This is a genomic window from Oerskovia sp. NPDC060338 (assembly GCF_042726295.1).
In the GTDB taxonomy this organism is placed as follows: Bacteria; Actinomycetota; Actinomycetes; order Actinomycetales; family Cellulomonadaceae; genus Oerskovia; species Oerskovia merdavium.
The window spans coordinates 92426-115512 of the sequence record NZ_JBHXCQ010000003.1 but is presented as its reverse complement, the minus strand read 5'-3'; the positions used below and the strand labels follow the sequence as shown (position 1 = coordinate 115512).

Annotated in this window: 18 protein-coding genes and 3 tRNA genes; 11 read left to right on the top strand and 10 right to left on the bottom strand. The window is 72.9% G+C overall.

Annotated elements, in window-relative coordinates:
• Window positions 1-63 precede the first annotated feature (63 nt).
• The 4 genes from cydC to ACFWGN_RS04600 are packed head-to-tail and all read right to left on the bottom strand — an operon-like array spanning window position 64 to window position 6487.
• Window positions 64-1983 (bottom strand): thiol reductant ABC exporter subunit CydC, encoded by a 1920-nt coding sequence (cydC, locus tag ACFWGN_RS04615; RefSeq protein WP_377615896.1) that lies wholly within the window; start codon window positions 1981-1983, stop codon window positions 64-66.
• Window positions 1980-3761, bottom strand: a complete 1782-nt coding sequence (gene cydD / locus ACFWGN_RS04610) for a thiol reductant ABC exporter subunit CydD (RefSeq protein ID WP_377615894.1) — start codon at window positions 3759-3761, stop codon at window positions 1980-1982. The genes cydC and cydD overlap by 4 nt, the downstream gene beginning before the upstream one ends.
• Window positions 3758-4933 (bottom strand): cytochrome d ubiquinol oxidase subunit II, encoded by a 1176-nt coding sequence (gene cydB, locus ACFWGN_RS04605; RefSeq protein WP_377615893.1) that lies wholly within the window; start codon window positions 4931-4933, stop codon window positions 3758-3760. The genes cydD and cydB overlap by 4 nt, the downstream gene beginning before the upstream one ends.
• Window positions 4934-4966: 33 nt before the next feature.
• Window positions 4967-6487 (bottom strand): cytochrome ubiquinol oxidase subunit I, encoded by a 1521-nt coding sequence (locus tag ACFWGN_RS04600; protein WP_377615892.1) that lies wholly within the window; start codon window positions 6485-6487, stop codon window positions 4967-4969.
• Between the two features lie 515 nt (window positions 6488-7002).
• On the opposite strand from ACFWGN_RS04600, the gene ACFWGN_RS04595 reads away from it, so the two are divergent.
• Window positions 7003-10986: an Rne/Rng family ribonuclease gene (locus ACFWGN_RS04595; protein ID WP_377615891.1), complete on the top strand. Its 3984-nt coding sequence runs from the start codon at window positions 7003-7005 to the stop codon at window positions 10984-10986.
• A gap of 232 nt (window positions 10987-11218) precedes the next feature.
• On the top strand, window positions 11219-11851 hold the full coding sequence (locus ACFWGN_RS04590) for a thymidine kinase (protein ID WP_377615890.1): 633 nt from the start codon (window positions 11219-11221) through the stop codon (window positions 11849-11851).
• On the opposite strand, the gene ACFWGN_RS04585 is transcribed toward ACFWGN_RS04590, so the two are convergent.
• Window positions 11838-12380 carry a protein-L-isoaspartate O-methyltransferase gene (locus ACFWGN_RS04585; protein ID WP_377616079.1) on the bottom strand — a complete coding sequence of 181 codons (543 nt, stop codon included), beginning with the start codon at window positions 12378-12380 and terminating at the stop codon, window positions 11838-11840. The genes ACFWGN_RS04590 and ACFWGN_RS04585 overlap by 14 nt on opposite strands.
• A 200-nt stretch (window positions 12381-12580) precedes the next feature.
• Here ACFWGN_RS04585 and ACFWGN_RS04580 point away from each other — a divergent pair, with 200 nt between their 5' ends.
• A complete protein-coding gene (locus ACFWGN_RS04580) occupies window positions 12581-13012 on the top strand; it encodes a hypothetical protein (RefSeq protein WP_377615889.1) in 432 nt (143 codons plus the stop codon).
• Window positions 13013-13024: 12 nt separating this feature from the next.
• On the opposite strand, the gene ACFWGN_RS04575 is transcribed toward ACFWGN_RS04580, so the two are convergent.
• Window positions 13025-13109: transfer RNA gene (locus ACFWGN_RS04575), tRNA-Leu, on the bottom strand.
• Window positions 13110-13228: 119 nt separating this feature from the next.
• Window positions 13229-13708: a thioredoxin-dependent thiol peroxidase gene (gene bcp, locus ACFWGN_RS04570; RefSeq protein WP_377615888.1), complete on the bottom strand. Its 480-nt coding sequence runs from the start codon at window positions 13706-13708 to the stop codon at window positions 13229-13231.
• A gap of 178 nt (window positions 13709-13886) precedes the next feature.
• Between bcp and ACFWGN_RS04565 the strand changes: the two genes are divergently transcribed.
• From ACFWGN_RS04565 to ACFWGN_RS04535, 7 genes are all read left to right on the top strand, one after another.
• Entirely contained in the window at window positions 13887-14183 is a 297-nt protein-coding gene (locus tag ACFWGN_RS04565; RefSeq protein ID WP_191803243.1) for a co-chaperone GroES, read from the top strand.
• 120 nt (window positions 14184-14303) lie between these two features.
• A tRNA-Lys gene (locus ACFWGN_RS04560) sits at window positions 14304-14379 on the top strand.
• Window positions 14380-14450: 71 nt separating this feature from the next.
• A tRNA-Lys gene (locus ACFWGN_RS04555) sits at window positions 14451-14526 on the top strand.
• 348 nt (window positions 14527-14874) lie between these two features.
• Window positions 14875-16176, top strand: coding sequence for a TrpB-like pyridoxal phosphate-dependent enzyme (locus ACFWGN_RS04550; RefSeq protein WP_191803241.1), 1302 nt, complete (start codon window positions 14875-14877; stop codon window positions 16174-16176).
• A gap of 171 nt (window positions 16177-16347) precedes the next feature.
• Window positions 16348-17085, top strand: coding sequence for a tRNA (guanosine(46)-N7)-methyltransferase TrmB (gene trmB / locus ACFWGN_RS04545; protein ID WP_377615886.1), 738 nt, complete (start codon window positions 16348-16350; stop codon window positions 17083-17085).
• Window positions 17086-17187: 102 nt separating this feature from the next.
• Window positions 17188-17754 carry an AAA family ATPase gene (locus tag ACFWGN_RS04540; RefSeq protein ID WP_377615885.1) on the top strand — a complete coding sequence of 189 codons (567 nt, stop codon included), beginning with the start codon at window positions 17188-17190 and terminating at the stop codon, window positions 17752-17754.
• 91 nt (window positions 17755-17845) lie between these two features.
• A complete protein-coding gene (locus ACFWGN_RS04535; RefSeq protein ID WP_377615884.1) occupies window positions 17846-19369 on the top strand; it encodes a dihydrolipoyl dehydrogenase family protein in 1524 nt (507 codons plus the stop codon).
• A gap of 28 nt (window positions 19370-19397) precedes the next feature.
• Here the strand turns inward: ACFWGN_RS04535 and ACFWGN_RS04530 are convergent, their stop codons facing one another.
• The 3 genes from ACFWGN_RS04530 to ACFWGN_RS04520 form a co-directional block, all read right to left on the bottom strand.
• Entirely contained in the window at window positions 19398-20414 is a 1017-nt protein-coding gene (locus ACFWGN_RS04530; RefSeq protein ID WP_377615883.1) for a glycine betaine ABC transporter substrate-binding protein, read from the bottom strand.
• Window positions 20415-20498: 84 nt separating this feature from the next.
• Entirely contained in the window at window positions 20499-21179 is a 681-nt protein-coding gene (locus ACFWGN_RS04525; protein WP_191803083.1) for an ABC transporter permease, read from the bottom strand.
• On the bottom strand, window positions 21176-21940 hold the full coding sequence (locus ACFWGN_RS04520) for an ABC transporter permease (protein WP_377615882.1): 765 nt from the start codon (window positions 21938-21940) through the stop codon (window positions 21176-21178). The genes ACFWGN_RS04525 and ACFWGN_RS04520 overlap by 4 nt, the downstream gene beginning before the upstream one ends.
• A 68-nt stretch (window positions 21941-22008) precedes the next feature.
• On the opposite strand from ACFWGN_RS04520, the gene ACFWGN_RS04515 reads away from it, so the two are divergent.
• Window positions 22009-23055, top strand: a complete 1047-nt coding sequence (locus ACFWGN_RS04515; protein WP_191803079.1) for an ABC transporter ATP-binding protein — start codon at window positions 22009-22011, stop codon at window positions 23053-23055.
• Window positions 23056-23087: the final 32 nt, after the last annotated feature.

Sequence of the window (23087 nt, the reverse complement as noted above, 5' to 3'; positions counted from 1 at the left end):
TCGCGCACCCGAGGCGGGTCGGGCCGGCCGGCTCGCCTGCCCGACCCGCCTCGGGTCCGCGTGTCAGACCGCGGCCTCCTGCGCGAGCGCCCAGCGGTAGCCCTCGTCGTGCGCGAGCAGCTCCGCGTGGGTGCCGCGGGCGACCACGGTCGCGGGGCTCTCGGGGCTCGCGTCGTCGGTCCGGCCGAGCAGCAGCACCTCGTCGACCGCGGCGAGCGCCGAGAGCCGGTGCGTCGCGACGACCACGCCGCGCCCACCCGTCCGGCTGGTCTCCACGAGGTGGGTGAGCAGCTCGTCGGCGGTCGCCGGGTCGAGGTGCTCGGCGGGCTCGTCGACGAGCAGCAGGGGAGCGGGGGCCAGCAGGGCCCGCGCCACGAGGAGCCGACGGCGCTCCCCGCCCGAGATGGTCGTCGCGTCCGGGCCGAGGATCGTGCCGACGCCGTCGGGCAGGCCCGCGAGCCACTCGCCGAGCCCGACCTCGACCAGGGCGGCCTCGGCCTCGTCCGGCGTGACGTCGCCGCGCGCGACGCGCAGGTTCTCGAGCAGCGTGGTGTCGAAGACGTGCCCGTCCTCGGCGACGAAGACCACCTGCTGGGCGACGTCGTCGGGTGCGAAGGACGAGACCGGCGAGCCGTCGAGGCTCACACGCCCCGCGACCTGCGGGATGAGCCCCGCGGCCGTCATGAGCAGGGTCGTCTTGCCGACGCCCGACGGTCCCACGATCGCGACCGCCCGACCGGGGCGGACCGCGAGGTCGATCCCCGTCACGGCCGCGCGGCCGTTCCAGCCGCACGCGGCGTCCGCCACGGTGATCTCGGGGGTGGGGTCCACGGCTTCCGAGGTGTCAGACGTGGCCCGGGGGACGGCCCGGTGTGCTTCTGACAGCTCGGCGCGACCGGGGCTCGTGGCAGAGACCGCGGTGGGCCCGGTGGTCCCGTCGTCCTCAGCGCGCACCTCGGTCCCGGCCGCCGCGTCGAGCAGCTCCATGATGCGGCGTGCGGCCTGGCGTGAGCGGTGCATCTGCACGGCCGCGGCGGGCAGGACCCCGGCGGCCTCGAACACCGCGAGCGGGGTCAGGACGATCACGGCGAGCTCGACCGGGGCCAGGGTCCCCGCGGCGACGGCGGGGATGCCGAGCAGCAGTGACGCGAGCACCGCGAGCCCGATCGACACGTTGTTGATCGCGGCGGCCGTCCCCGAGGTCCGGGCTCCCGAGTCCGTCACGGCCGCGAGCTCGCGGTCGGAGCGGCGCAGCGCGTCCATGCGCTGGGAGAGCCGCCCCGAGACCGTGAGCGGTCCCGAGCCCTCGAGCGTCTCGAGCACCGTGGACGTCATCTCGGCGCGGGCGGCCGCCCCGCGCTCCTCGGTACGGCGCGCGGCCCGCGCCGAGAGCCACGGCCCCAGGACGCCCGCGAGCAGCAGGCACAGGAACAGGGCGACGCCGGCCGAGGGCAGGAACACCCCGACCAGGATCACCGAACCGGCGGACACCACGAGGGCCACGCCCGCGGGGATGATCGCGCGCACGACGACGTCGCCCACCGAGTCGACGTCGGCGCCCACGCGCGCGAGCAGGTCGCCGCGACGGACACCCGCGACCGCGGCTGTACGCCCGGAGGCCAGCGAGGTGTACACGTTGGCGCGGAGCGAGGCCATGCCGCGCAGCGCGACGTCGTGCGAGGCCAGCCGCTCGAGGTAGCGGAACACCCCGCGCGAGATGCCGAACGCGCGCACGGCCACGGTCGCGACCGAGAGCTGGAGCACGGGCGGCATCTGCGAGGCGCGCGCGATGAGCCACGCCGCGACGGCCGCGAGCCCGACAGAGCTGGCCAGCGCGAGCGAGCCCAGCCCGATCGCGCGCGCGGCGCGTCCCCAGCTCACGTCGAGGAGCCGCACCGCGCGCCACAGGGGATCGACGCCCGCGCCGTCGGCCGTGCCGGCGTCATGGACGGGTGAGTCGCGGGACGTGTCGAGGGCGCTCATGCGACGGCTCCAGACGAGGTGGGTGAGGACGAGGCGGCGTCGTCGGCAGCGGCGCGGGGAGCCGGGGGGAGCGCGGCCGACGAGACCACGACGACCTGGTCGGCGAGCTCGACCAGGCTCGTGCGGTGCGCGACCACGACGACCGTGCGTCCCTGGTCGCGCCAGGCCCGGACGGCGTCGAGCACGGCGCGCTCGCCGCGCGCGTCGAGGTGCGCCGTGGGTTCGTCGAGCACCACGAGCGGCACGCGAGCGGGGTCGCCCAGCAGTGCTGCGGTCAGGGCCACGCGCTGGCGCTGGCCCACGCTGAGGCCCACGCCGCCCTGGCCGATCGGGGTCGCCCAGCCCTCGGGCAGGACGTCGAGCACGGCGTCGAGCCCCGAGAGCCGTGCGGCGTCGGCGAGCTCGTCGTCGGGGACCTCGCGGCCGTCGAGCACGACGTCGCGCACCGTGCCCGGGGTGAGCGTGGGGCGCTGCGGCACCCACGCGACCTGCGGCCACCACGTGGTCGGGTCGATCTCGGCGAGGTCGACGGGATCGCCCTCGCGCGGGGTCACCACGACGCGCCCGGCGTCGGGGGCGAGCAGCCCGAGCAGCACCAGCGCAGTGGTCGTCTTGCCGGACCCGCTGGGCCCGGTCAGGGCCACCACGGTGCCCGACGACGGAGCGTCCGTCGCGGAGCCCGCCTCGCCGGCAGCGGAGCCGAAGGTCGTCGTGAGCGCCGCTGGGGCGAGCACGTCGCGGTCTCCCGCGCGCACGCTCACGCCCTCGAACGTGATCCGGGCGCCGGCCAGGGCGGGGGCGGGCGTCGTGCCGACGGGCCGCAACGGCTCGTCGAGCACCTCGAACGCCTGGTTGGCCGCGGCGATCCCGTCGGTCGAGGCGTGGAAGTGCATGCCGACCTGCCGCAGCGGCAGGTAGACCTCGGGGGCCAGCACCAGCACGGCGAGCGCGGGCTCGAGCCCGACCTCGCCGTACACCAGGCGCAAGCCGATCCCGACCGCGACGAGCGCGACCGACAGGGTCGTGAGCAGCTCGAGGACCATGCCCGACAGGAACGCGACGCGCAGGGTCCCCATGGTGGCGCGCCGGTTGGCGTCGCCGAGCGCCCTGACGCGCTTCTCGGGCCCGTGCTCGCGGCCGAAGGCCCGCAGCGTGGGCAGGCCGGCCATGAGGTCGAGCACCTGGGAACCGAGGCGCTGCATGACCTTGAGGCGCCGCTCGGACGTCCCGGCGGTGAGCTGGCCCACGAGGATCATGAAGACCGGGATGAGGGGGATCGTGACCGCGATGATGATCGCGGAGATCCAGTCGAGCCCCAGGACGACCGCGAGGGTCGCGGGGGTCACGGTCGCCGCGAGCAGGAGCTGGGGCAGGTACCTGACCATGTACGGCTCGAGGTCGTCGAGCCCGCGCGTCGCGAGCGTCGCGACCGCGGGCCCGCGGCCGGTCGCCAGCCAGCGGGGGCCCAGGGCCACCGCATGGCTGACGACCTGCTCGCGGAGCTCTGCGACCGTCTTGGTCGCAGCCTTGAGCGCGAACCGCTCCTGCGCCCACGCGACCCCGGCGCGCACCACCACGACCGCAGCGAGCAGCGTGAGGGGAGTGCCGACGTCGGTCAGCGAGAGGTCGCCCTGGATCGCGGGGGCAAGGACGCTCGCGATGAGCAGCGCCTGTGCCACGACGAGCCCGGCCGTCACGAGGCCGAGCACCGCCGTGAGCACGACGTACCCGCGGGCCGCCCGCGCCTGGCGCAGGAGCCGTGGATCGAGGGGCTTCACGCGGAGGTGTCCCCGGGACCGCGCTTCCCCGAGCCCGACGGCGCCGCGCCCGTCCCGGTGTCCTTCTCGTCCTCGGCGGGGGTCAGGTCGAGGGACCTGGCGCTGCCCGACGACGGACCGCCGAACGCGGCGTCCTTGATCTTCTTGAGCGAGAGGCCGATGGGCGGCGGGATGTCCTTGGTCGACAGGCGGCGGCGGAACACCCAGTAGGTCCACGACTGGTAGAGCAGGACGACCGGGACCAGGATCACGGCGACCCAGGTCATGACCGTCAGCGTGTACTGCGTCGAGGACGCGTTGTCGATGTTCAGCGAGTTCGCGGGGTCGTGGGCCGGCATCACGTCGGGGTACATGGACCCGAAGATCAGGACGGTCGCCGCGAGGATCGCGAGCGCGGAGAACAGGAACGCCCAGCCCTCGCGCGCCTTGGCGTTGGCGATCACGACGCCGACCAGGGCGAGCGCCGCGACGACGACCGCAGCCCACGTCCACGGCACCGAGTAGGCGACCTGGGCCCACACGGCCCAGCCGCCGGCCACGACGACCGCGGCGACCGAGAAGTACCCGGCCAGGCGGCGGGCCTTGACCCGCACCTCGCCGTCGGTCTTGAGGGCGATGAAGACCGCACCGTGCAGGAGGAACAGCACGAGCGTCGTGAGCCCGCCGAGGAGCGCGAAGGGGTTGAGCAGGGCCCAGAAGCCGCCCACGTACTGGTGCGCCGCGTCGAGCTCGACACCGCGGACGAGGTTGGCGAACGCGACGCCCCACAGGATCGCGGGGATCCACGAACCGAAGATGATCGCCTGGTCGCAGCGCGCCCGCCAGCGGTCGTCGTTGATCTTGCCGCGGTACTCGAACGCGACGCCGCGCACGATCAAGGCGAGAAGGATCAGCAGCAGCGGGATGTAGAAGCCCGAGAACAACGTCGCGTACCACTCGGGGAACGCCGCGAACGTCGCGCCACCCGCCGTGATGAGCCAGACCTCGTTGCCGTCCCAGACCGGGCCGATCGTGTTGATGATGAGCCGGCGCTCGGTGTCCTGCTTGGCCTTGTCCTTGTTGCGGGACAGGATCGGCATGAGCATGCCGACGCCGAAGTCGAATCCTTCGAGGACCAGGTAGCCGATCCACAGGATCGCGATGAGCACGAACCAGAGAATGGTGAGTTCCATGAGTACTGGGTCTCCTTGAGCCGTCAGAGCGCGTCAGTACGCGAAGGACAGGGGGCGTTCGGACTCGTCGGTCGAGTCCGGGTCGTCGGGGTCGCCCTTGGCGCGCGCCTCGGGGGAGTCGTCGTGCACGACGTCCGGCACGCCCTCGACCGTGTACCGGTGGATGAGCTTGAACCAGACGACCGCGAGGGCCCCGTACACGAGCGTGAAGACGATCATGGAGGTCAGCACGACGCCGGGGCCGACGACCGTGGACACGCCGCGCTCGGTGAGCAGGCGGATCGAGTCGATCCCTGACGGGTTGGGGGCCACGACCCACGGCTGACGCCCGGTCTCGGTGAAGATCCAGCCGAACGACGACGCGATGAACGGCATGGGGATGGCCCAGATCCCGACGCGGGCGAACCACTTGTTGTCGGTGACCTTGCCCTTGCGGGTGAGCCACAGGGCCATGAGCGAGAGCGCGATCGAGCCGACCGCGAACCCGATCATGAGGCGGAAGCTCCAGTAGGTCAGGCCGAGGTTGGGGGAGTAGTTGACCGGCTCGCCGTCCGCGGTGACGTCGCCGTAGCGCTCGGTCATGGACTGCTGGACCTCGTCGACGCCCGGCAGCGGGGCCGTGAAGCTGCCCTTGGCGAGGAACGAGGTCATGCCGGGGATCTCGAGGATGTGGTTGACGCCCTCGCACGAGTCGGACAGGTCGCCGATCGCGAGGATGGAGAACGGGGCCCCGTCGGGCGAGCTCTCGCACAGCGCCTCGGCGGCCGCCATCTTCATGGGCTGCTGCTGGAACATGAGCTTGGCCTGGAAGTCACCGCTGACCGCGACGCCGAGGCCCGCGATGATCATGGTGATGACGCCGAGCGTGATCGCCGGCCGGTAGACGTTGCGGGCGAGCTCGATGTTCTCGGCCTTCTTGGTGCGCACCAGGCGGACCATCCACCAGGCGGCGATGCCCGCCACGAACGTGCCCGCGGTGAGGAACGCCGCGGTCACGGTGTGCGGGAACGCGGCCCACAGGGTGTTGTTGGTGAGCACCGCACCGATGTCGTTCATCTCGGCGCGGCCGGTCTCGGGGTTGTAGATCGTCCCGACCGGGTGCTGCATCCACGAGTTGGCCGCGAGGATGAAGAACGCGGAGAGGTTCACGGCGATCGCGACGGCCCAGATGCACGCGAGGTGCACGCGCTTGGACAGGCGGTCCCAGCCGAAGATCCACAGACCGAGGAACGTCGACTCGATGAAGAACGCGGCGAGCGCCTCCATGGCGAGCGGGGCACCGAAGACGTCTCCGACGAAGCGTGAGTACTCGCTCCAGTTCATGCCGAACTGGAACTCCTGCACGATCCCCGTCACGACGCCGATCGCGAAGTTGATGAGGAGGAGCTTGCCGAAGAACTTGGTGAGCTTGAGCCACCGCTCGTTCCCCGTGCGGACCCATGCGGTCTGCATGATGGCGACGAGGGGGGCGAGCCCGATCGTCAGCGGCACGAAGATGAAGTGGTAGACGGTCGTGATGGCGAACTGCCACCTCGCGAGATCGAGGACGTCCACAAACGCTCCTGGGGGGTTTCCTGGGGGCTACCGGGGGATTCTGAGGGTGAGCTCAGGGCAGGGTCAGCAGTCGTACTCCTGACGCTATGACCAATCTGCACCATCGGCGAGGCAGGGAGGCGCCAAAACTCTCGGGAAACGACAGTTTGTGAGAACCTTCACAAGGTCCGGATCGGGACCTTGGTCCTCTGGACGACACGGCACCCGACCCTGTACCTGCCCATCTGATCGACCTCGGCTGTGCGATACTTGACCAAGCCGGGGGGACCACATCTCCCACTGGCCCAGTACGTGCTCGTCGCAACCGCGATCCGCGGCTCGCGGAGCGCCGCCGACCGGGATGAATGGCCCGGACGGCGAGGCGCCCCCCGCCGCTCGCCCTTGCTCGAGCCGCCACCGCCGACTTCCGTCGCGGGGGACGACAGCGCTGTGATGCGCACGCCCCGGCCGACGACAACCGCCCGACGGGCCGCACGATGTGGGGGCGATCCTTCGGGGTACCAGGAGCGCATCGCGTGACCCTCGACAACACCCCTGACACGACGAGCTCGTCGAACGGTCAGGACGCAGCACCCGCCAAGAAGCCGGCCCGACGACGGGTCACTCGCACCACGGCGGCCCCCGGCACCCCGGACGCCCCGTCCGCGGCCCAGATCACCCTCCCCGCCGTCACGACGCCCGCGCAGCCGGCCCCCGTGAACCCCTCCGCTCCCACGGGCTCGCTCGGCATCGAGCTGCCCTCGGCCGAGGCCGCGCCGCGCCGCTCACGCCGTGTCGTGCGACCCACCACCGCTCCGGTCGAGGCGCCCGCCGCTCCGGCCGAGAAGCCCGTCGCCGAGGCGCCCGCGCAGCCCGTCGTCGAGAAGGTGGCCGTCGAGAAGGCCGTCACCGAGAAGTCCGCGGCCGCGCCCGTGGCGCAGGACGCACCTCCCGCAGCCCCGCGCCGCGGCGGCAAGCGCGGCGCCGCGGCACGCGCCGCCGCCGATGCGCCCGTGCTCGACGTGCTGTCCGAGCTGGGCCTCGCGCCTGCCCCCGAGCAGGACGCCCCGGTCGAGAAGCCGGCCCGCGCCCGTCGGACCCGCAAGCCCGCCGCGGAGGCCGTCGTCCCCGAGGTCGCGGCTCCCGTCGAGACCCCTGCCCCTGAGGTTGCGGCTCCTGCCGAGGATGCTGCTCCCACGGAGCCCGCTGCGCCGCGGGCCGCCACCCGTCGCCGGGCGACGCGCTCGAGCGCTGCCGAGGCGGCCCCGGTCGAGGCTCCGGCCGCGATCGAGGAGCCGGCCGAGCCCGCGCCGGTCGAGAAGGCTCCGGCCAAGCGTCGCCGCGCGACCTCGAAGACCGCGACCACCGCGCCCGTCGAGGCAGAGGCCCCGGTCGTGGACGTTCCGGCCGCGCAGGTGCCGGCTGTCGAGGCCCCGACCGAGCCCGCAGCGCCCAAGGTCCGCTCGCGCCGGGTCAACAAGGTGTCCAAGGCCGCTCCGGCCCCCGAGACCTCTGCCGCTGAGCCCGCTCCCGCGCCGTCGACCGCGTCGACGGGCGGCGGTTCCGCGACACCCCGCCTCGCGACGACCGCGCTGCTCTTCCAGGCCCCCGACCCGGCCGCTGCGCCCCGCCGCTCGCGTCGCGTCGTGCGGCCCACGACGTCCCCGTTCGCGGCCGACGCCATGCCCAGCTTCGCCACGCCGTCGGCCCGGACCCCCGAGGAGCCCGCGGCCCAGGTCGAGACCCCCGCGGCTCGCGTCGAGCCCGCTCGCCAGGTCCCGGTCGCCGAGCAGGCTCCCGAGCCCGCCGCCGAGCAGCGGACCGAGGCGCCCACGCGTACCCGCGGCGGCCGCGGCCGTTCTGCCCGTCGGGGTGCGGGCGCTCCTGCGTCGGCTGCCGCCTCGTCGGCTCCTACCACCCAGCCGGCGCCGGCTGCGGCACCCGAGGCGGCCCCGGCCGCCGTCACGCCCGCTGCGGAGATCGTGCTCGTGGGTGCGGACCTCGCTGCGGTCGAGGAGATCGAGCTGATCGAAGCAGAGCTCGTCGCCGAGGGCGTCGAGATCCCGGCCGACGCGCTCGAGCTCGACGACCTCGACCTCGTGGTCGAGGCCGACGAGGTCGCCGAGCCCGCCCCCGCCACGGAGACCGACGAGGACGGCGCCCCGCGTCGTCGCCGCCGCCGCGGTGGCCGTGGCCGCCGTTCGCGCGGCGGGGAGCCGCGCGCGGAAGGTGCTGACGACGACGAGTACGGGGACGACGAGTCCTCGCACGAGCAGCAGTCGCCCTCCGCCGACGCGACCGACACGACCGGCGCGGTCGAGACCTCGGCCGAGACGGACGACCAGCACGACGAGCACGCCGACGAGCACGACGGCGAGGAGGGGGTCGGTTCGAGCCGTCGCCGTCGCCGCCGTCGCCGTGGTGGCCGCCCCGAGTCGGGCGACAGCGCGGGCGTCACCGTGACGACGTCATCGTCGAGCCGCACCCGCTCGCGCGAGCGCAGCACCAGCGTGTCCGACGAGGTCACCGCGCTCAAGGGCTCGACGCGTCTCGAGGCCAAGCGTCAGCGCCGTCGCGAGGGCCGCGACGCGGGCCGCCGCCGCCAGATCATCACCGAGGCCGAGTTCCTCGCCCGCCGCGAGTCGGTCGAGCGCGCCATGATCGTGCGCGAGAAGAACGGCCGCACGCAGATCGCGGTGCTCGAGGACGGCGTGCTCGTCGAGCACTACGTCTCCCAGCAGTCGCAGGTCTCGATGGCCGGCAACGTCTACCTGGGCCGCGTCCAGAACGTGCTGCCCTCCATGGAGGCCGCGTTCATCGACGTGGGCAAGGGGCGCAACGCGGTCCTGTACGCCGGTGAGGTCAACTGGGACGCGGTCGGCCTCGACGGCCAGCCGCGCCGCATCGAGCAGGCGCTCAAGTCGGGCGACTCCGTGCTCGTGCAGGTCACCAAGGACCCGATCGGCCACAAGGGGGCGCGCCTCACGTCGCAGATCACGCTCGCCGGCCGCTACCTCGTGTTCGTGCCCGGTGGCGGCATGACCGGAATCTCGCGCAAGCTACCGGACACCGAGCGTGCCCGCCTCAAGAAGATCCTCCGCGAGATCGTCCCCGAGGGCTCGGGCGTGATCGTCCGTACGGCCGCCGAGGGTGCGAGCGAGGACGAGCTGCGCGCCGACGTCGAGCGCCTGCAGGGCCAGTGGGAGGCGATCGAGAAGAAGGCGAAGTCGGCTTCCGCCCCCGCACTGCTCCAGGGCGAGCCCGACCTCGCGATCCGTGTCGTCCGCGACATCTTCAACGACGACTTCAGCTCGCTCGTCGTCTCGGGCGACAACGCCTGGAACGAGATCTCGAGCTACGTCGCCGAGCTCGCGCCGGACCTCAAGGAGCGCGTCTCGCGCTGGACGTCGGAGAAGGACGCCTTCTCGGCGCACCGCGTCGACGAGCAGCTCGCCAAGGGCATGGACCGCAAGGTCTGGCTGCCCTCGGGCGGGTCGCTCGTGATCGACCGCACCGAAGCCATGACGGTCGTCGACGTCAACACGGGCAAGTTCACCGGCTCCGGTGGCACGCTCGAGGAGACCGTGACGCGCAACAACCTCGAGGCCGCCGAGGAGATCGTCCGCCAGCTCCGCCTGCGCGACATCGGCGGCATCATCGTCATCGACTTCATCGACATGGTGCTCGAGTCCAACCGTGACCTCGTGCTCCGTCGTCTGGTCGAGTGCCTGGGCCGCGACCGGACCAAGCACCAGGTCGCCGAGGTCACCTCGCTCGGCCTGGTCCAGATGACCCGCAAGCGCGTGGGACAGGGCCTGGTCGAGGCGTTCAGCGAGACCTGCGACCACTGCAACGGTCGCGGCTTCATCGTGCACACCGACCCGATCGAGAAGTCGGGCGGCTCGAACAACGGCGGCGGCCAGCACCAGCACGCCCCGGTGGCTGCTGCTCCGGTGGCGGAGGAGCCCGCCGCCGAGGCGGAGGGCTCGCGGTCGCGCTCGCGCCGCAAGCGCGTGACCAAGGAGACCGCTCCGGTCGCCGTGGCTCCCGTGGTGCCGGTCCTGCCCGAGGTCACGTCGGAGGCCCGTGAGGCCGTCAAGGCCACGCTCGCGACGATCGCCGCAGCAGCGGCGCACGCCCACGAGCACGAGCACGACGGCGCCGCGCCGGTCGAGGAGGTCGTCACCTCGGACGTCGCCACCGAGGTCGAGGTCTCGCTCTCCGAAGCCGAGGCCGCGGTCGAGGTCGAGGTCGAGGCGGTGGGCGTCGAGACCGTCCTGACGGACGTCGAGTCCACGGAAGGCGCGCCGGAGGTCGCCGACGAGGACCAGTTTCCGGCCTCGGCAGTCGAGCCCGGAACGGCAGTCGAGCCCGGAACGGCAGTCGAGCCCGGAACGGCAGTGGACCCTGACGCCGAGCCGACCACCGCTGACGACGCGGCTGCTGAAGAGCCTGCGCCGACGGCTGGGCTGACCGACGAGGAGACGGCAGCGGACGACGAGTCGCGCGACGACTCCTGACCTGCTGAAGGACACGTGACGGCGAGGGACCCGCGGGTGCCGGTCCACGGCGTCGGGCATGCTGCCCGACTCCGAGGCTGGCGGCCCGCGGACCTCGCCGTCTTCCGTGGGTGGCTGCGGCCCCACCACGAGTGGCACGACCGGGACGGGCCGTACTTGCTTCGCGGCGAGCGGGAAGCAGGCGCCTGACCTTCGACAGGCCCGTGCCGGCCGCCGGTGCTGTACTGGCCCCGTGGACGACGTGAGGCGGGGACGTGTCGAGGTCATCAGCGGGCCCATGTTCGCGGGCAAGACCGAGGAGCTGCTGCGGCGTGTTCGTCGGGCTCAGATCGCGGGACGTCGCGTCGAGGTCGTGCACCACGAGCTCGACGACCGGCGCGGCCAGGGCATCGTCAGCTCGCACTCCGGTCTGGACGTCCCGTCGCGTCCTGCGTCGTCGGCGCCCGAGATCCTGGACCGCGTCGACCCGTCGATCGAGCTCGTCGCGGTCGACGAGGCCCAGTTCTTCGGACCGGAGCTCCTCGACGTCGTGCAGCGTGGCGCTGACAGCGGCCTCGTGATGATCGTCGCGGGTCTCGACGTCACGTTCGACGGCCGGCCGTTCGAGCCCATCCCTGCCTTGGGGGCCCTCGCCGAGCGCGCCGACAGGCTCACGGCCGTCTGCACCGTCTGCGGGGAGGACGCCCCCTTCCACGAGCGCGTCGTGGCCACCGCGGACGGGGACGCCCTGACCGCGGGCGCGGAGCACGTCGGCGGACTCGAGACCTACCAGGCGCGGTGCCGCGTCCACTTCACGGCGGCCCGCTGGCGTGCCGGTGCGCCGGGGGCCGCAGTCGTGGACGACCCGACGGTCAGGAACCGATGAGCGGTACGAAGCTGTAGGTGCCGTGCCGGCTCGTCACGGTGCCCGTCAGGTGCTGCTCGACCAGCACCAGCACGTGCTGCACGGGGATCACGAGGCGCCCGCCGATCGCGACCTGGTCGACCAGCTCCTGCGGCAGGACCTGCGCTGCCGCCGACACGAGGATGCGGTCGTAGCCGCCCATCGTGGGACGTCCCAGGACTCCCGGCTCCGCGACCTCGATCCGCGCCCAGGACATGGGGTAGCTCGCGAGGTTGGACGCCCCCCACTCCGCGAGGTCCGGGTCGATCTCGACCCCGACGACGCTGCCGGCTGGTCCGACGAGGTGGGCCAGCAGCGCGGTCGTCCACCCCGAGCCCGACCCGACGTCCAGGACGCGCGCCCCGCGCGGCACCTGGAGGAGGCGGAGCGTGTCGGCGACCGTCCGTGGCTGCGAGTTGGTCTGGCCGTGGCCGATCGGCAGCGGCCGGTCGTCGCGCGCGTAGGGCCGCTGGTTGCGGGGCAGGAAGCGACGTCGGTCGATCGCCGACATCGCTGCCGCGACGTCGCGCGCGGTGGTCGCTTGAGCCCTGTGACCGTTCGGCACGTCGGATCGCCTCCTCGGGACCTGCTTCCAGGGTAGGACGACGCGGCGGTCGACGGGCGGGACCTCGCGCCCGGCAGGAGGGTAGGGTCCCGCACATGACCGGATCGGCAGGAGCTGAGGGCCCACCGTCGCGGAGGAGACCGGGGGTGACCGGTCGGGTGCTCGCCGGGGCTCTCGTGTGCGCGGTCGGCACCGGGATGCTCGTCGCGTGCGGCGCAGGCACGCCCGAACGGCAGCGGGTCGAGTGGATCCTGGTGTCCGAGGAGGGCACGTCGCTCGACCTGGGGGTCTACGCCGGTGGGAGCACCTGCACCGACGACGACGGCATCGAGGTCGAGGAGGGCGCGGAGAGCGTCGAGGTCCGGGCGTTCGTGCTCCGCACCACGGGCACGTGCAGCGAGGACTTCGGGGTGCGGCTCGTGACGGTCGAGCTCGAGGAGCCGCTCGGTGAGCGTTCGCTCGTCGGCTGTGCCGGGGACGCCGTGCCCGTGAAGGCCTGGGACCACCCGGACGAGTCCGGCTGTGGTGACCCCGAGCCGGGCCTGGTGCCAGGGGCGTCCGACGTTCCGGTCGGCTGACCTGCACCGACGTGGTGCGCGAGGCGGGACTCGAACCCGCACGTCCGAAGACACCAGGACCTAAACCTGGCGCGGCTGCCAATTACGCCACTCGCGCGCCCGCACAGTCTACGGGCGCGCGAGGGGTGCGTCGTTCGTGGTCTCGCCGGGTGCGGCGCGGTCTGCGCCCGGGGCGCTCGGCGCCCTGCGCCGAGCCCCCGCCCACCGACGGGCGGCCTACTTCTTGGGGTCGATCCCCAGGTCACGGCGCAGCTTGGCGACGTGGCCCGTGGCCTTGACGTTGTACTGTGCGAGCGCGACCTTGCCCTCGGGGTCGACGACGACCGTCGAGCGGATCACGCCCGTCACGGTCTTGCCGTAGAGCTTCTTCTCGCCCCAGGCGCCGTAGGCCTCGAGCGTCGCCTTGGACTCGTCGGACGCGAGGGGGAACGTCAGCAGCTCCTCCTCGGCGAACTTCACGAGCTTGGGCAGCGGGTCCGGCGAGATGCCGACGACCTTGTAGCCCGCCCCCTGGAGCGAGGCGAGCGAGTCGCGGAAGTCGCACGCCTCCTTGGTGCAGCCCGGCGTCGACGCGGCCGGGTAGAAGTAGACGATCACGGAGCTGCCGCGCAGCTCGGAGAGCGTCACGGAGCCGCCGTCGGCGGTCGGGAGGGTGAAGTCGGGGGCGTCGTCTCCGACGGCAAGGCGCGTGCTCATGGGACTCCTCGGGAAGCGTTCACGGTTCCCTCCGAGCCTAGAGGACACGGGTAGCGTGGGGGTCGTGAGCAAGACGACCCCGAGCACGAACGACACCCCGACCCCCGCCCCCCGGAAGGCCGCCTCCGCGAGCCGAGCGACGCCGTCGGCCACCGCGCCCGAGCGACTCCCGCTGCGCATGCTGCACGACCGTCTCCTCGTCCTGCCCGAGGTCGACGCGTCCGAGCGGCAGTCGTCCGCGGGGCTCGTGATCCCGGCCACCGCCGTGGGGCCCAAGCGCCTCGCGTGGGCGCAGGTCGTCGCGACGGGCGAGAACGTCCGGCACGTGAGCCGCGGGGACCGCGTGCTGTTCGACCCCGAGGAGCGCGCCGAGGTCGAGCTGGGCGGCAAGAGCTACGTGCTGCTGCGCGAGAAGGACGTCAGTGCCGTCTCGCAGCCCGAGGAGAGCGACGGCAAGACCGGCCTGTACCTGTAGGTCCGCCGGCGAGAAGAGGCCGGGCGAACCGTGTGCGCAGGCGGTTGTCGCGCAGGTCACAGGCCCGCCCGGCCTCCTGATTTGTCTCTACCGGGCCTGTTCAGTAGTGTTTCTTCTCGCGCGCCATTAGCTCAATTGGCAGAGCAGCTGACTCTTAATCAGCGGGTTCATGGTTCGAGTCCATGATGGCGCACCACGATCACGGTCCCGGAGACAGGGCCGTCGTGACGTTCGACCAGCAGCACCGCACCACCCAGCAGTACCAGCGCGCCATTAGCTCAATTGGCAGAGCAGCTGACTCTTAATCAGCGGGTTCATGGTTCGAGTCCATGATGGCGCACCACACGATGGCCCCTCACCTGCGGAGACGCGGGGGAGGGGCCTTCGGCGTCCCCGGACGGACCTGACGGCCCGCCCTCGCGGGCACGCGCGATTCCATGCTGAGACGCGTTTCACACCCGGTCCGCCGTCGGCTATGGTCACCCGTGTGAACCTGCTCACCGCGCGCACCTGGTGGCCCGACCACTGACGGTCGGACGCTGTGGCGTGCTGACCGAGCCCGACGACGGGCGGTCCAGCAGGTCTCCCGGAGTGGATCGCCCGGAACGTGCCCCGGCACGTGCCCATCCATGAAGGAGAGAGTCCCTTGACGACGTCCCCCGTCTCCACCTCCGTCCCGGCCGCACCCCAGGTGCCGATCCGTCCGACCGCTCGTTCGCTCGAGCCGCTCGGCGTCGAGATCCCCTCCACCGTCCCGACGCACTGGTACAACCTCAACGCTGACCTGCCCGAGCCCGTGCCGCCGCACCTGCACCCAGGCACGCTCGAGCCCCTCGTGCCCGCGGACCTGGCCCCGCTGTTCCCCATGGCGCTCATCGAGCAGGAGGTCAGCACCGAGCGCTACATCGAGATCCCGCAGACGATCCGCGAGATCTACGCGATGTGGAGGCCCGCGCCGCTCGTCCGCGCGCACCGCCTCGAGCGCGAGCTCGGCACGCCCGCCCGCATCTACTACAAGTACGAGGGCGTGAGCCCGGTCGGCTCGCACAAGCCGAACACGGCCATCGCCCAGGCGTACTACAACGCGATCGAGGGCACGACGCGCCTCACGACCGAGACGGGCGCCGGGCAGTGGGGGGCCTCGCTCTCGATGGCCGCCGCCCTGCTCGGTCTGACGTGCGAGGTGTGGCAGGTCCGGGCGTCGTACGACTCCAAGCCGTACCGCCGCTTCCAGATGGAGGCCTACGGGGGCGTGTGCCACTCGTCGCCCTCGGAGCTGACCGCGTCGGGGCGCGCGATCCTCGCGAGCGACCCGGACACCACGGGCTCGCTCGGCATGGCGATCAGCGAGGCCGTCGAGGTCGCGGCGCAGGACCCGCAGGCGCACTACTCGCTGGGCAGCGTGCTCAACCACGTGATGCTGCACCAGACGGTCATCGGCCAGGAGGCGCTGGTCCAGCTCGAGGAGGCGGGGGAGACGGGCGCGGACGTCGTGTTCGGCTGCGCGGGCGGCGGGTCGAACCTCGCGGGGCTCACGTTCCCGTTCCTCGGGCGCAACCTGCGCGAGGGCACGACGACGCGGCTCGTCGCGTGCGAGCCGGCGGCCTGCCCGTCGCTCACCCAGGGCGAGTACCGCTACGACCACGGCGACGTCGCAGGGCTCACGCCGCTGCTCAAGATGCACACGCTGGGCAAGGACTTCGTGCCGCCGGCCATCCACGCGGGCGGCCTGCGCTACCACGGCATGTCGCCCATGGTGTCGCACGCCGTGAACCTGGGCCTCATGGACGCGGTCGCGATCGACCAGGACGAGGCGTTCCGGGCAGGGCTCGAGTTCGCCCGCTCGGAGGGCATCATCCCGGCGCCCGAGTCGACGCACGCGGTCGCCGCCGCGATCGCGTACGCGCGGACCGTCACGGAGCCCGAGGTCGTCGTGATCGGGTTGTCGGGCAACGGCCAGCTCGACCTGCCGGCGTACGCGCAGTACGTGTGACGCCGTCGGACGCGGCGCGGCGCGGCGCGCGGGCGCGGCGGGTCCTGCCGCTCGTGCGGACCCTGCAGGCCGTGGCCCGGTCGAGGTAGTCCCTGGTCGCGTGAGGCGGACCTCCTGGAGGTCCGCCTCACGCAGCCCGGGGCCGCCTCGGGGCCCGCCTAGACTTGTCGGATGCCCGAGACCCTCGACGAAGCCCGCGAGCAGGGCTTCCGTACCGACATCGTGTCCTTCGTCCGTCGTAGCGGTCGCCTCAACCCCCGCCAGCAGCGCGCGTGGGACGAGCACGCGGCGCGGCTCGTCGTCGACGTCCCGCGCGCCGAGGCCCGCACCTCGGTGGACCCGGCCTACGTGCTCGACGTCGCCGCGACGTTCGGTCGCCAGGCTCCGCTCGTGGTCGAGGTCGGGTCAGGCCTGGGCGAGGCCGTTGTCCACGCGGCCGAGACGGCCCCGGAGCGCGACTTCCTGGCCGTCGAGGTCTACACGCCCGGGCTCGCGCAGACCGTGCTGCGCGCGACGCAGCGCGGGCTGACGAACGTGCGCCTGCTGCAGGCCAACGCCGCCGAGGTCCTCACGACGACGCTCCCCGAGGGGTCCGTCGACGAGCTGTGGGTCTTCTTCCCCGACCCGTGGCACAAGGCCCGCCACCACAAGCGTCGCCTCGTCACGCCCTCGCTCGCCGAGCTCGCGGCGCGCGCGATCCGCCCCGGCGGCACGTGGCGGCTCGCGACCGACTGGGCCGAGTACGCCGACCAGATGCTCGAGGTCATCGGAGCGAACCCGTCGTTCGTCAACGTCCACGGGGTCGGGGCGGTCGCGCCGCGCTTCGAGGGGCGCGTGCGCACGAGCTTCGAGGGCAAGGGCCACGCCGCGGGCCGGTCCATCACGGACCTGGAGCTCCGCCGGGTCTGAGGCCCCGGGCTTCGGTCCCGCAGGGCCGGCTCTCGCCGAGAGGTGCGGATCAGCGGCGGTAATTCGCTTCGCGGCGAGGGCCGTGCGACCTAGGCTCCGGACATGTCCTCGACCTCCCCGCCCGACGGCGCCGCTCACCCCGGTCCGTCGGCTCCCGTCCTGGTCGTCACGGGGGCCATGGCCTCCGGGAAGTCGACCGTCGCCGAGGCCCTGGCTCGCACCTTCCCGCTCGCGGCGCACGTGCGCGGCGACATGTTCCGGCGGTTCGTCGTGAGCGGCCAGGCCTCGATGGACCCGCCGCTCTCACCCGCTGCGCGGGCTCAGCTCGACCTGCGGCAGTCCCTCGCGGCCCACGCCGCGGACACGTACGCGTCGGCGGGCATCACCGCAGTGGTCCAGGACATCCTGCTGGGGCCGGACCTGGCCCGCTTCACGGCGAGCCTGCGCACCCGCCCGCGCTACGCCGTCGTGCTGACGCCCGACGCCGCGACCCTCGCGGCGCGCGACGCCGCCCGACACAAGCAGGCCTACGGCGCCTGGACCCCCGAGGAGTTCGCCGAGGCCGCGAGCGAGACCCCCGGCGGGCTGCTTCTCGACACGACGGGGTGGACCGTCGTCGAGACGGTCGCGCAGATCCTCGACCGTCTCGACGAGGCGCGCGTCGCCTGAGCGGGGCCGGCGGCCGAGCGGGTCACCCCGTCGCTCGGTGAGCTGACCGCCCGGCGCGCAGCCCCGCGTCCTCCGGGCCACGATGGGAGGCATGAGCAGCAGCGACCCCCGGACCCAAGCCACCCCCGACGAGACCTTCGACGTGATCGTGATCGGCGGTGGACCGGTCGGCGAGAACGCAGCCGACCGCGCGAGCCGCACAGGCCTGAGCGTGGCCGTGGTCGAGGCCGAGCTCGTCGGCGGCGAGTGCTCCTACTGGGCGTGCATGCCGTCCAAGGCGCTGCTGCGCCCCGGGGCGGCGCTCGCGGCCGCTCGCGCGGTCCCGGGGGTCGAGGCGAGCCCGACGCTCGACCCGGCCCCGATCCTGGCGCGCCGCGACGAGATGGTCTCGCACTGGGACGACTCGGGCCAGGTCCAGTGGCTCGACGGCGTCGGGATCTCGCTCGTGCGTGGTCTCGGACGTCTGGTCGGGCCGAGGCTCGTCGAGGTCAGCCCCGAGGACCCCGACGCCGACGTCGACGACCTCCCCGCGACCCGCCTGATCGCGGCGCGGCACGCCGTGATCGTCGCGACGGGCAGCGTGCCCGTGCTGCCCGACACGCCCGGCCTCGCCGAGACCGACCCGTGGAGCAGCCGCGAGGCGACGAGCGTGCAGGACGTCCCGGCGTCGCTGGCGGTCGTCGGCGGGGGAGTGGTGGGGGTCGAGATGGCCACGGCCTTCACCGACCTCGGGTCGAAGGTCACGTTGCTCTCGCGCGGTCGCCTGCTCGGACGCTCCGAGCCGTTCGCGAGCGAGGCCGTCGCGGCCGGCCTGCGGTCGATCGGGGTGGACGTCCGGCTGGGGGTGAGCGTCACGGGCGCGACCTCCCTGCCCGACGGCGGAGCGCGCCTCGCGTACGACGGCCCGCAGGGCAAGGGGTGGGTCGCCGGCGCACAGGTGCTCGTCGCGACCGGTCGGGTGCCGCGCACGGGGGACCTGGGGGTCGAGGTGGTCGGGCTCGAGCCGGGGAAGGCGCTCGCGGTCGACGACCAGCTCGAGGTCCAGGGGGTCGAGGGCGGGTGGCTGTTCGCGTGCGGTGACGTGACGGGACGGGTCGCGACCACGCACCAGGGCAAGTACGAGGGCAGGGTCGTCGGCGACGTGGTCGCGGCACGGTTCGGGAAGGTCCGACCCGAGGAGGCGCGGGCCGCCGGGGCGGGCGGGGCGGCGCGCGAGGTCCCCGAACCCTGGAGCCGCTACGCCGCGACCGCGGACCACGGGGCCAGGACCCAGGTCGTGTTCACGCGTCCTGAGGTCGCGTCGGTGGGGTCGACCGAGGCCGAGGCGAAGAAGGCGGGCCTGCCGGTCCGTGCGGTGTCGTACAAGCTCGGGTCCGTGTCCGGGGCCGTGCTCGTGGCCGAGGGCTACGAGGGGACCGCGCAGATCGTGGTCGACACCGAGCGCCAGGTGATCGTGGGCGCGACGTTCGTGGGCCCGGACGCGGCGGAGATGCTGCACGCCGCGACCATCGCGATCGTCGGGCAGGTGCCGCTTGCACGCTTGTGGCACGCTGTGCCCGCCTACCCGACGATCAGCGAGGTCTGGCTACGGCTGCTCGAGACCTACGGCTTGTGACCGTCTGCCCCGAGCGGCCGCCTACTCGTCAGCCGAGCTGGCCGTCCGAGGAGAACACGAGGCCGAGCACGATCTCGCCCTGCAGGAGGGCGGCCTTGGTCAGCGGGCCGCCCACGTCCAGGTTCACGAAGTTGGTGATGTTCAGGCCGTACTTCTCCTCGAGCCCGGGCTCGCAGAACGCGCGCTCGGGGCACTCGGGACCGGCGCCCAGCGTGATGCCGCCCGGGCAGGCCTCGGCGAGCTCGGAGAGGGTCGAGACGTCGTGCTCCTCGGCGAAGGCCGTGGTGACCGCGAACGCGTTCTGGTCCTGGGCCGACGACGGCTCGCCGAACGTCAGGCCCTTCTCGGCACCGAGCTCGCGCAGCGCCGCGACCGTGGTGTCCAGGTCTCCGCTCGCGAGGGGCTCCGCGTCGGGGCCGTTGATCTCCTTGTTGAGGAACTCGGTGAGCGTGCCCACGTACTCGGGGAAGACGCTGAGCTGGCCCGACTCGAGCGCGGGCAGGTACGTCTCGCGCGCGTCGACGGTCTGCACGGTGACGTCGTACCCGCCCGAGCGCAGCACGGCCGCGTAGATCTCCGCGAGCGTCGTGCTCTCCGAGAAGTTCGCCGCCCCCACGACCAGCGACGTGCCCGTCCCCGGGGTGTCCTGGGCTGCGAGGCCCTCGTCCTCGACGAACTTCTGGGCCACCTGTGAGGAGGTCTGCCGCTCGACGTCGACGGCCTTGTTGAGCGCGATGAGCTTGTCGGTCGTCAGCGCCGCGGACACGGTGTCGAGGAGCTCGAGGACCGCGGGCTGGTTCGCCACCGCGGCGGCGTTGGCCGCGGGGATGATGTTGTCGACCGTCTGGAGGTGCTTGTCGTCCTCGAGGACGACAAGCGCGTCACCGGCGACCGGTTCGCACGCGGCGCCGCTCGCTGTGGACGTCGGACCGCCGGAGGTGTTCCCTCCGGTACCGGAGGAGCCGGCCTCGCCGCACGCCGCGAGGGCCAGGACGAGGAGGGCGGAAGCGGACAGGGTGCGAAGGGTGGTGGATCGCCGTGACATGTGTGTCGGGGCCTCTCGATCGTCGGCTCGCACGGACAACCCATTCCACCCCCGGGGCCGCAGACCGGCAACCCGAGCGACACCTCAGCGCAAGGTCCCGGCCCGGACTCGCAGCGGTGCGGGGGTCACGGCTCGCTGGACCAGGGCGAGGACCGCGTCCACGACCAGGCACAGGACCGCGATCACGACGCCCACGGCGAGCACCTGCCCGTACCGCTGGTTGGAGAAGCCGACCCGCAGCGGGACCCCGAGCCCCCCGCCCCCCACGAACGCCGCGAGGGTCAGCACCGCGATGACCTGCACGATCGCGGTGCGCAGACCCGCCGCGACCAACGGCACGGCGAGCGGCACCTCGACGAGCCACAACGAGCGCTGCGACGACATGCCCATGCCGCGCGCGGCGTCCTTGACGTCGGGGTCGACCTCGGCGACGCCCGTGTAGGCGTTCGCGAGGATCAGCGGGATCGCGAAGATCACGGCCGAGATGACCGCCGCACGGTTCCCGAACAGCCCGCCCGCGGCGAGGATGAGCAGGATCCCGAACGTCGGCAGCGCGCGCGAGGTGTTGACGACCACGATGGTCGGCCCGGCCCCGCGCCCGGAGTGCCCGAGCCAGATACCGACGGGCAGCGCGACGAGCGCCGCGAGAAGGACCGCGACGGCCGTCATCTCGAGGTGCTCGCCCGTGCGGACCAGGAGCCCGTCCGGTCCGGTCCAGTTGAGCGGGTCGTTGAGCCACGTCAGGGCCTGCTCGACGACGTTCATGCGTCCCGCACCGCCGTCCGGTCCTGCGGCTCGCGTGGATCCCGCGGCTCGGGGGTCGCGGCCGCGCCCGGGGAGACGGTCGCCGCCCGGGCCCCCGTCCTCGACGAGGCGCCGCGTGTGCGTGACCAGGGTGTCAGCGCCCGCCCCAGGAGCAGCAGCAGGAGGTCGAGCACGACCGCCAGGAGCAGGCACAGGAGCGTCGCGGTCATGATCTGCGCGTTGTAGCTCGAGCGGAAGCCACGGAACATGAGCGTGCCCAGCCCGCCGTAGCCTGCGACGAACCCCACGGTCACGAGGGCGACGGTCGAGACCGTCGCGAGGCGCACGCCCGTCATGATGCTCGGGAGCGCGTTGGGCATCTCGACCGACGCCAGGAGCCGGGTCGAGCCGTAGCCCAGGCCCCGGGCGGCGTCACGGACGTCCGGGTCCACGCCCTGGAGACCGACGAGGATGTTGCGGACCAGGATCAGCAGGGCGTACATGACCAGACCGATGAGCACGGGTGTCCGCCCGATCCCCGTGAACGGGACGAGGATCGAGAACAGTGCGAGCGACGGGATGGTGTACATGACGCCCGTCATGCCGAGCACGGGCACAGCCAGCCAGCGCACACGGTGCGCGAGGGCCGCGAGGGGCAGCGCGATCACGAGCGCGATGAGCACGGCCTCGAGGGTGATCGTCGTGTGCTCGACGAGCGCCTGGGAGATCTCTCCCCAGTTGTTCTGGACGTAGCTCCACGAGAACCACGGGTTGGGTGGCATGCCGTCGAACCTATCCCGAGCCGCCCACCGCTCGCGCGACGACGTGCGGCGCCCGGTAGCGTCGGGGCATGGCGAGCTCCACGACAGGCACCAGCGAGGCGACCGCAGCCTTCCCGAGCATCACCGACGAGTCGGCCATCGTGTTCGACGGCGTCCGCAAGGAGTACCCCAACGGCACGGTCGCGGTGGGCGACCTCTCGTTGAGCGTCCGCGAGCACGAGATGCTCGCGCTCGTCGGGCCCTCGGGCTGCGGGAAGTCCACGACGCTGCGCATGACGAACCGGCTCGTCGAACCCTCGGCCGGGCGCATCCTGCTGCGCGGCGAGGACATCACGCAGGGCGACCCCGTGGCGCTGCGCCGCAGGATCGGCTACGTCATCCAGAACGTGGGCCTGTTCCCGCACCGGACCGTGGCCCAGAACGTCGCGACCGTGCCCGGGCTGCTCGGGTGGGACAGGGCACGCACCAGGGCGCGGGTCGGTGAGCTGCTCGAGCTCGTCGGGCTGGCCCCCGGCACCTACGCCGAGCGCTACCCGCACGAGCTGTCCGGGGGCGAGCGACAGCGGGTGGGAGTGGCCAGGGCGCTCGCGACCGACCCGCCCGTCCTGCTCATGGACGAGCCGTTCGGCGCGGTCGACCCTGCCGGACGCCGCCGGCTCCAGACCGAGTTCCGGCGCATCCAGCGCGAGCTCGGGACCACGGTTCTGTTCGTGACCCACGACATCGACGAGGCGGTCCGCCTCGCCGACCGGATCGCGGTCTTCAGCTTCGGCGGGCACCTCGAACAGCTCGCCGAGCCGCTGACCGTCCTGGCGCACCCCGCGAGCGACGCGGTCCGCGAGTTCATCGGTGAGGGAGCGCCGGTCCGGATGCTCGGCCTGGCCACGGTGCAGCGGGGAGACCTCGACGGGGCCGAGCTGATCTCCGCCCCGGCCCCCGAGCCCATCCGGCTCGGCGCGCCGCTGACCGAGGCGTTCGAGGCGATCGCGGCCCTGCCCGGGTCCGCCATGGGCAGGGTGCCCGTCGCGGACGAGGTGGGCGACGTCGTCGGCTCCTTCACCGCGGACGGCATCCTCGCCGCCCTGCGCCGCACGGCCGACGCCGCTGCGGTCTAGCGGCGCGACGGAGATCTCACCCGATCCCACGT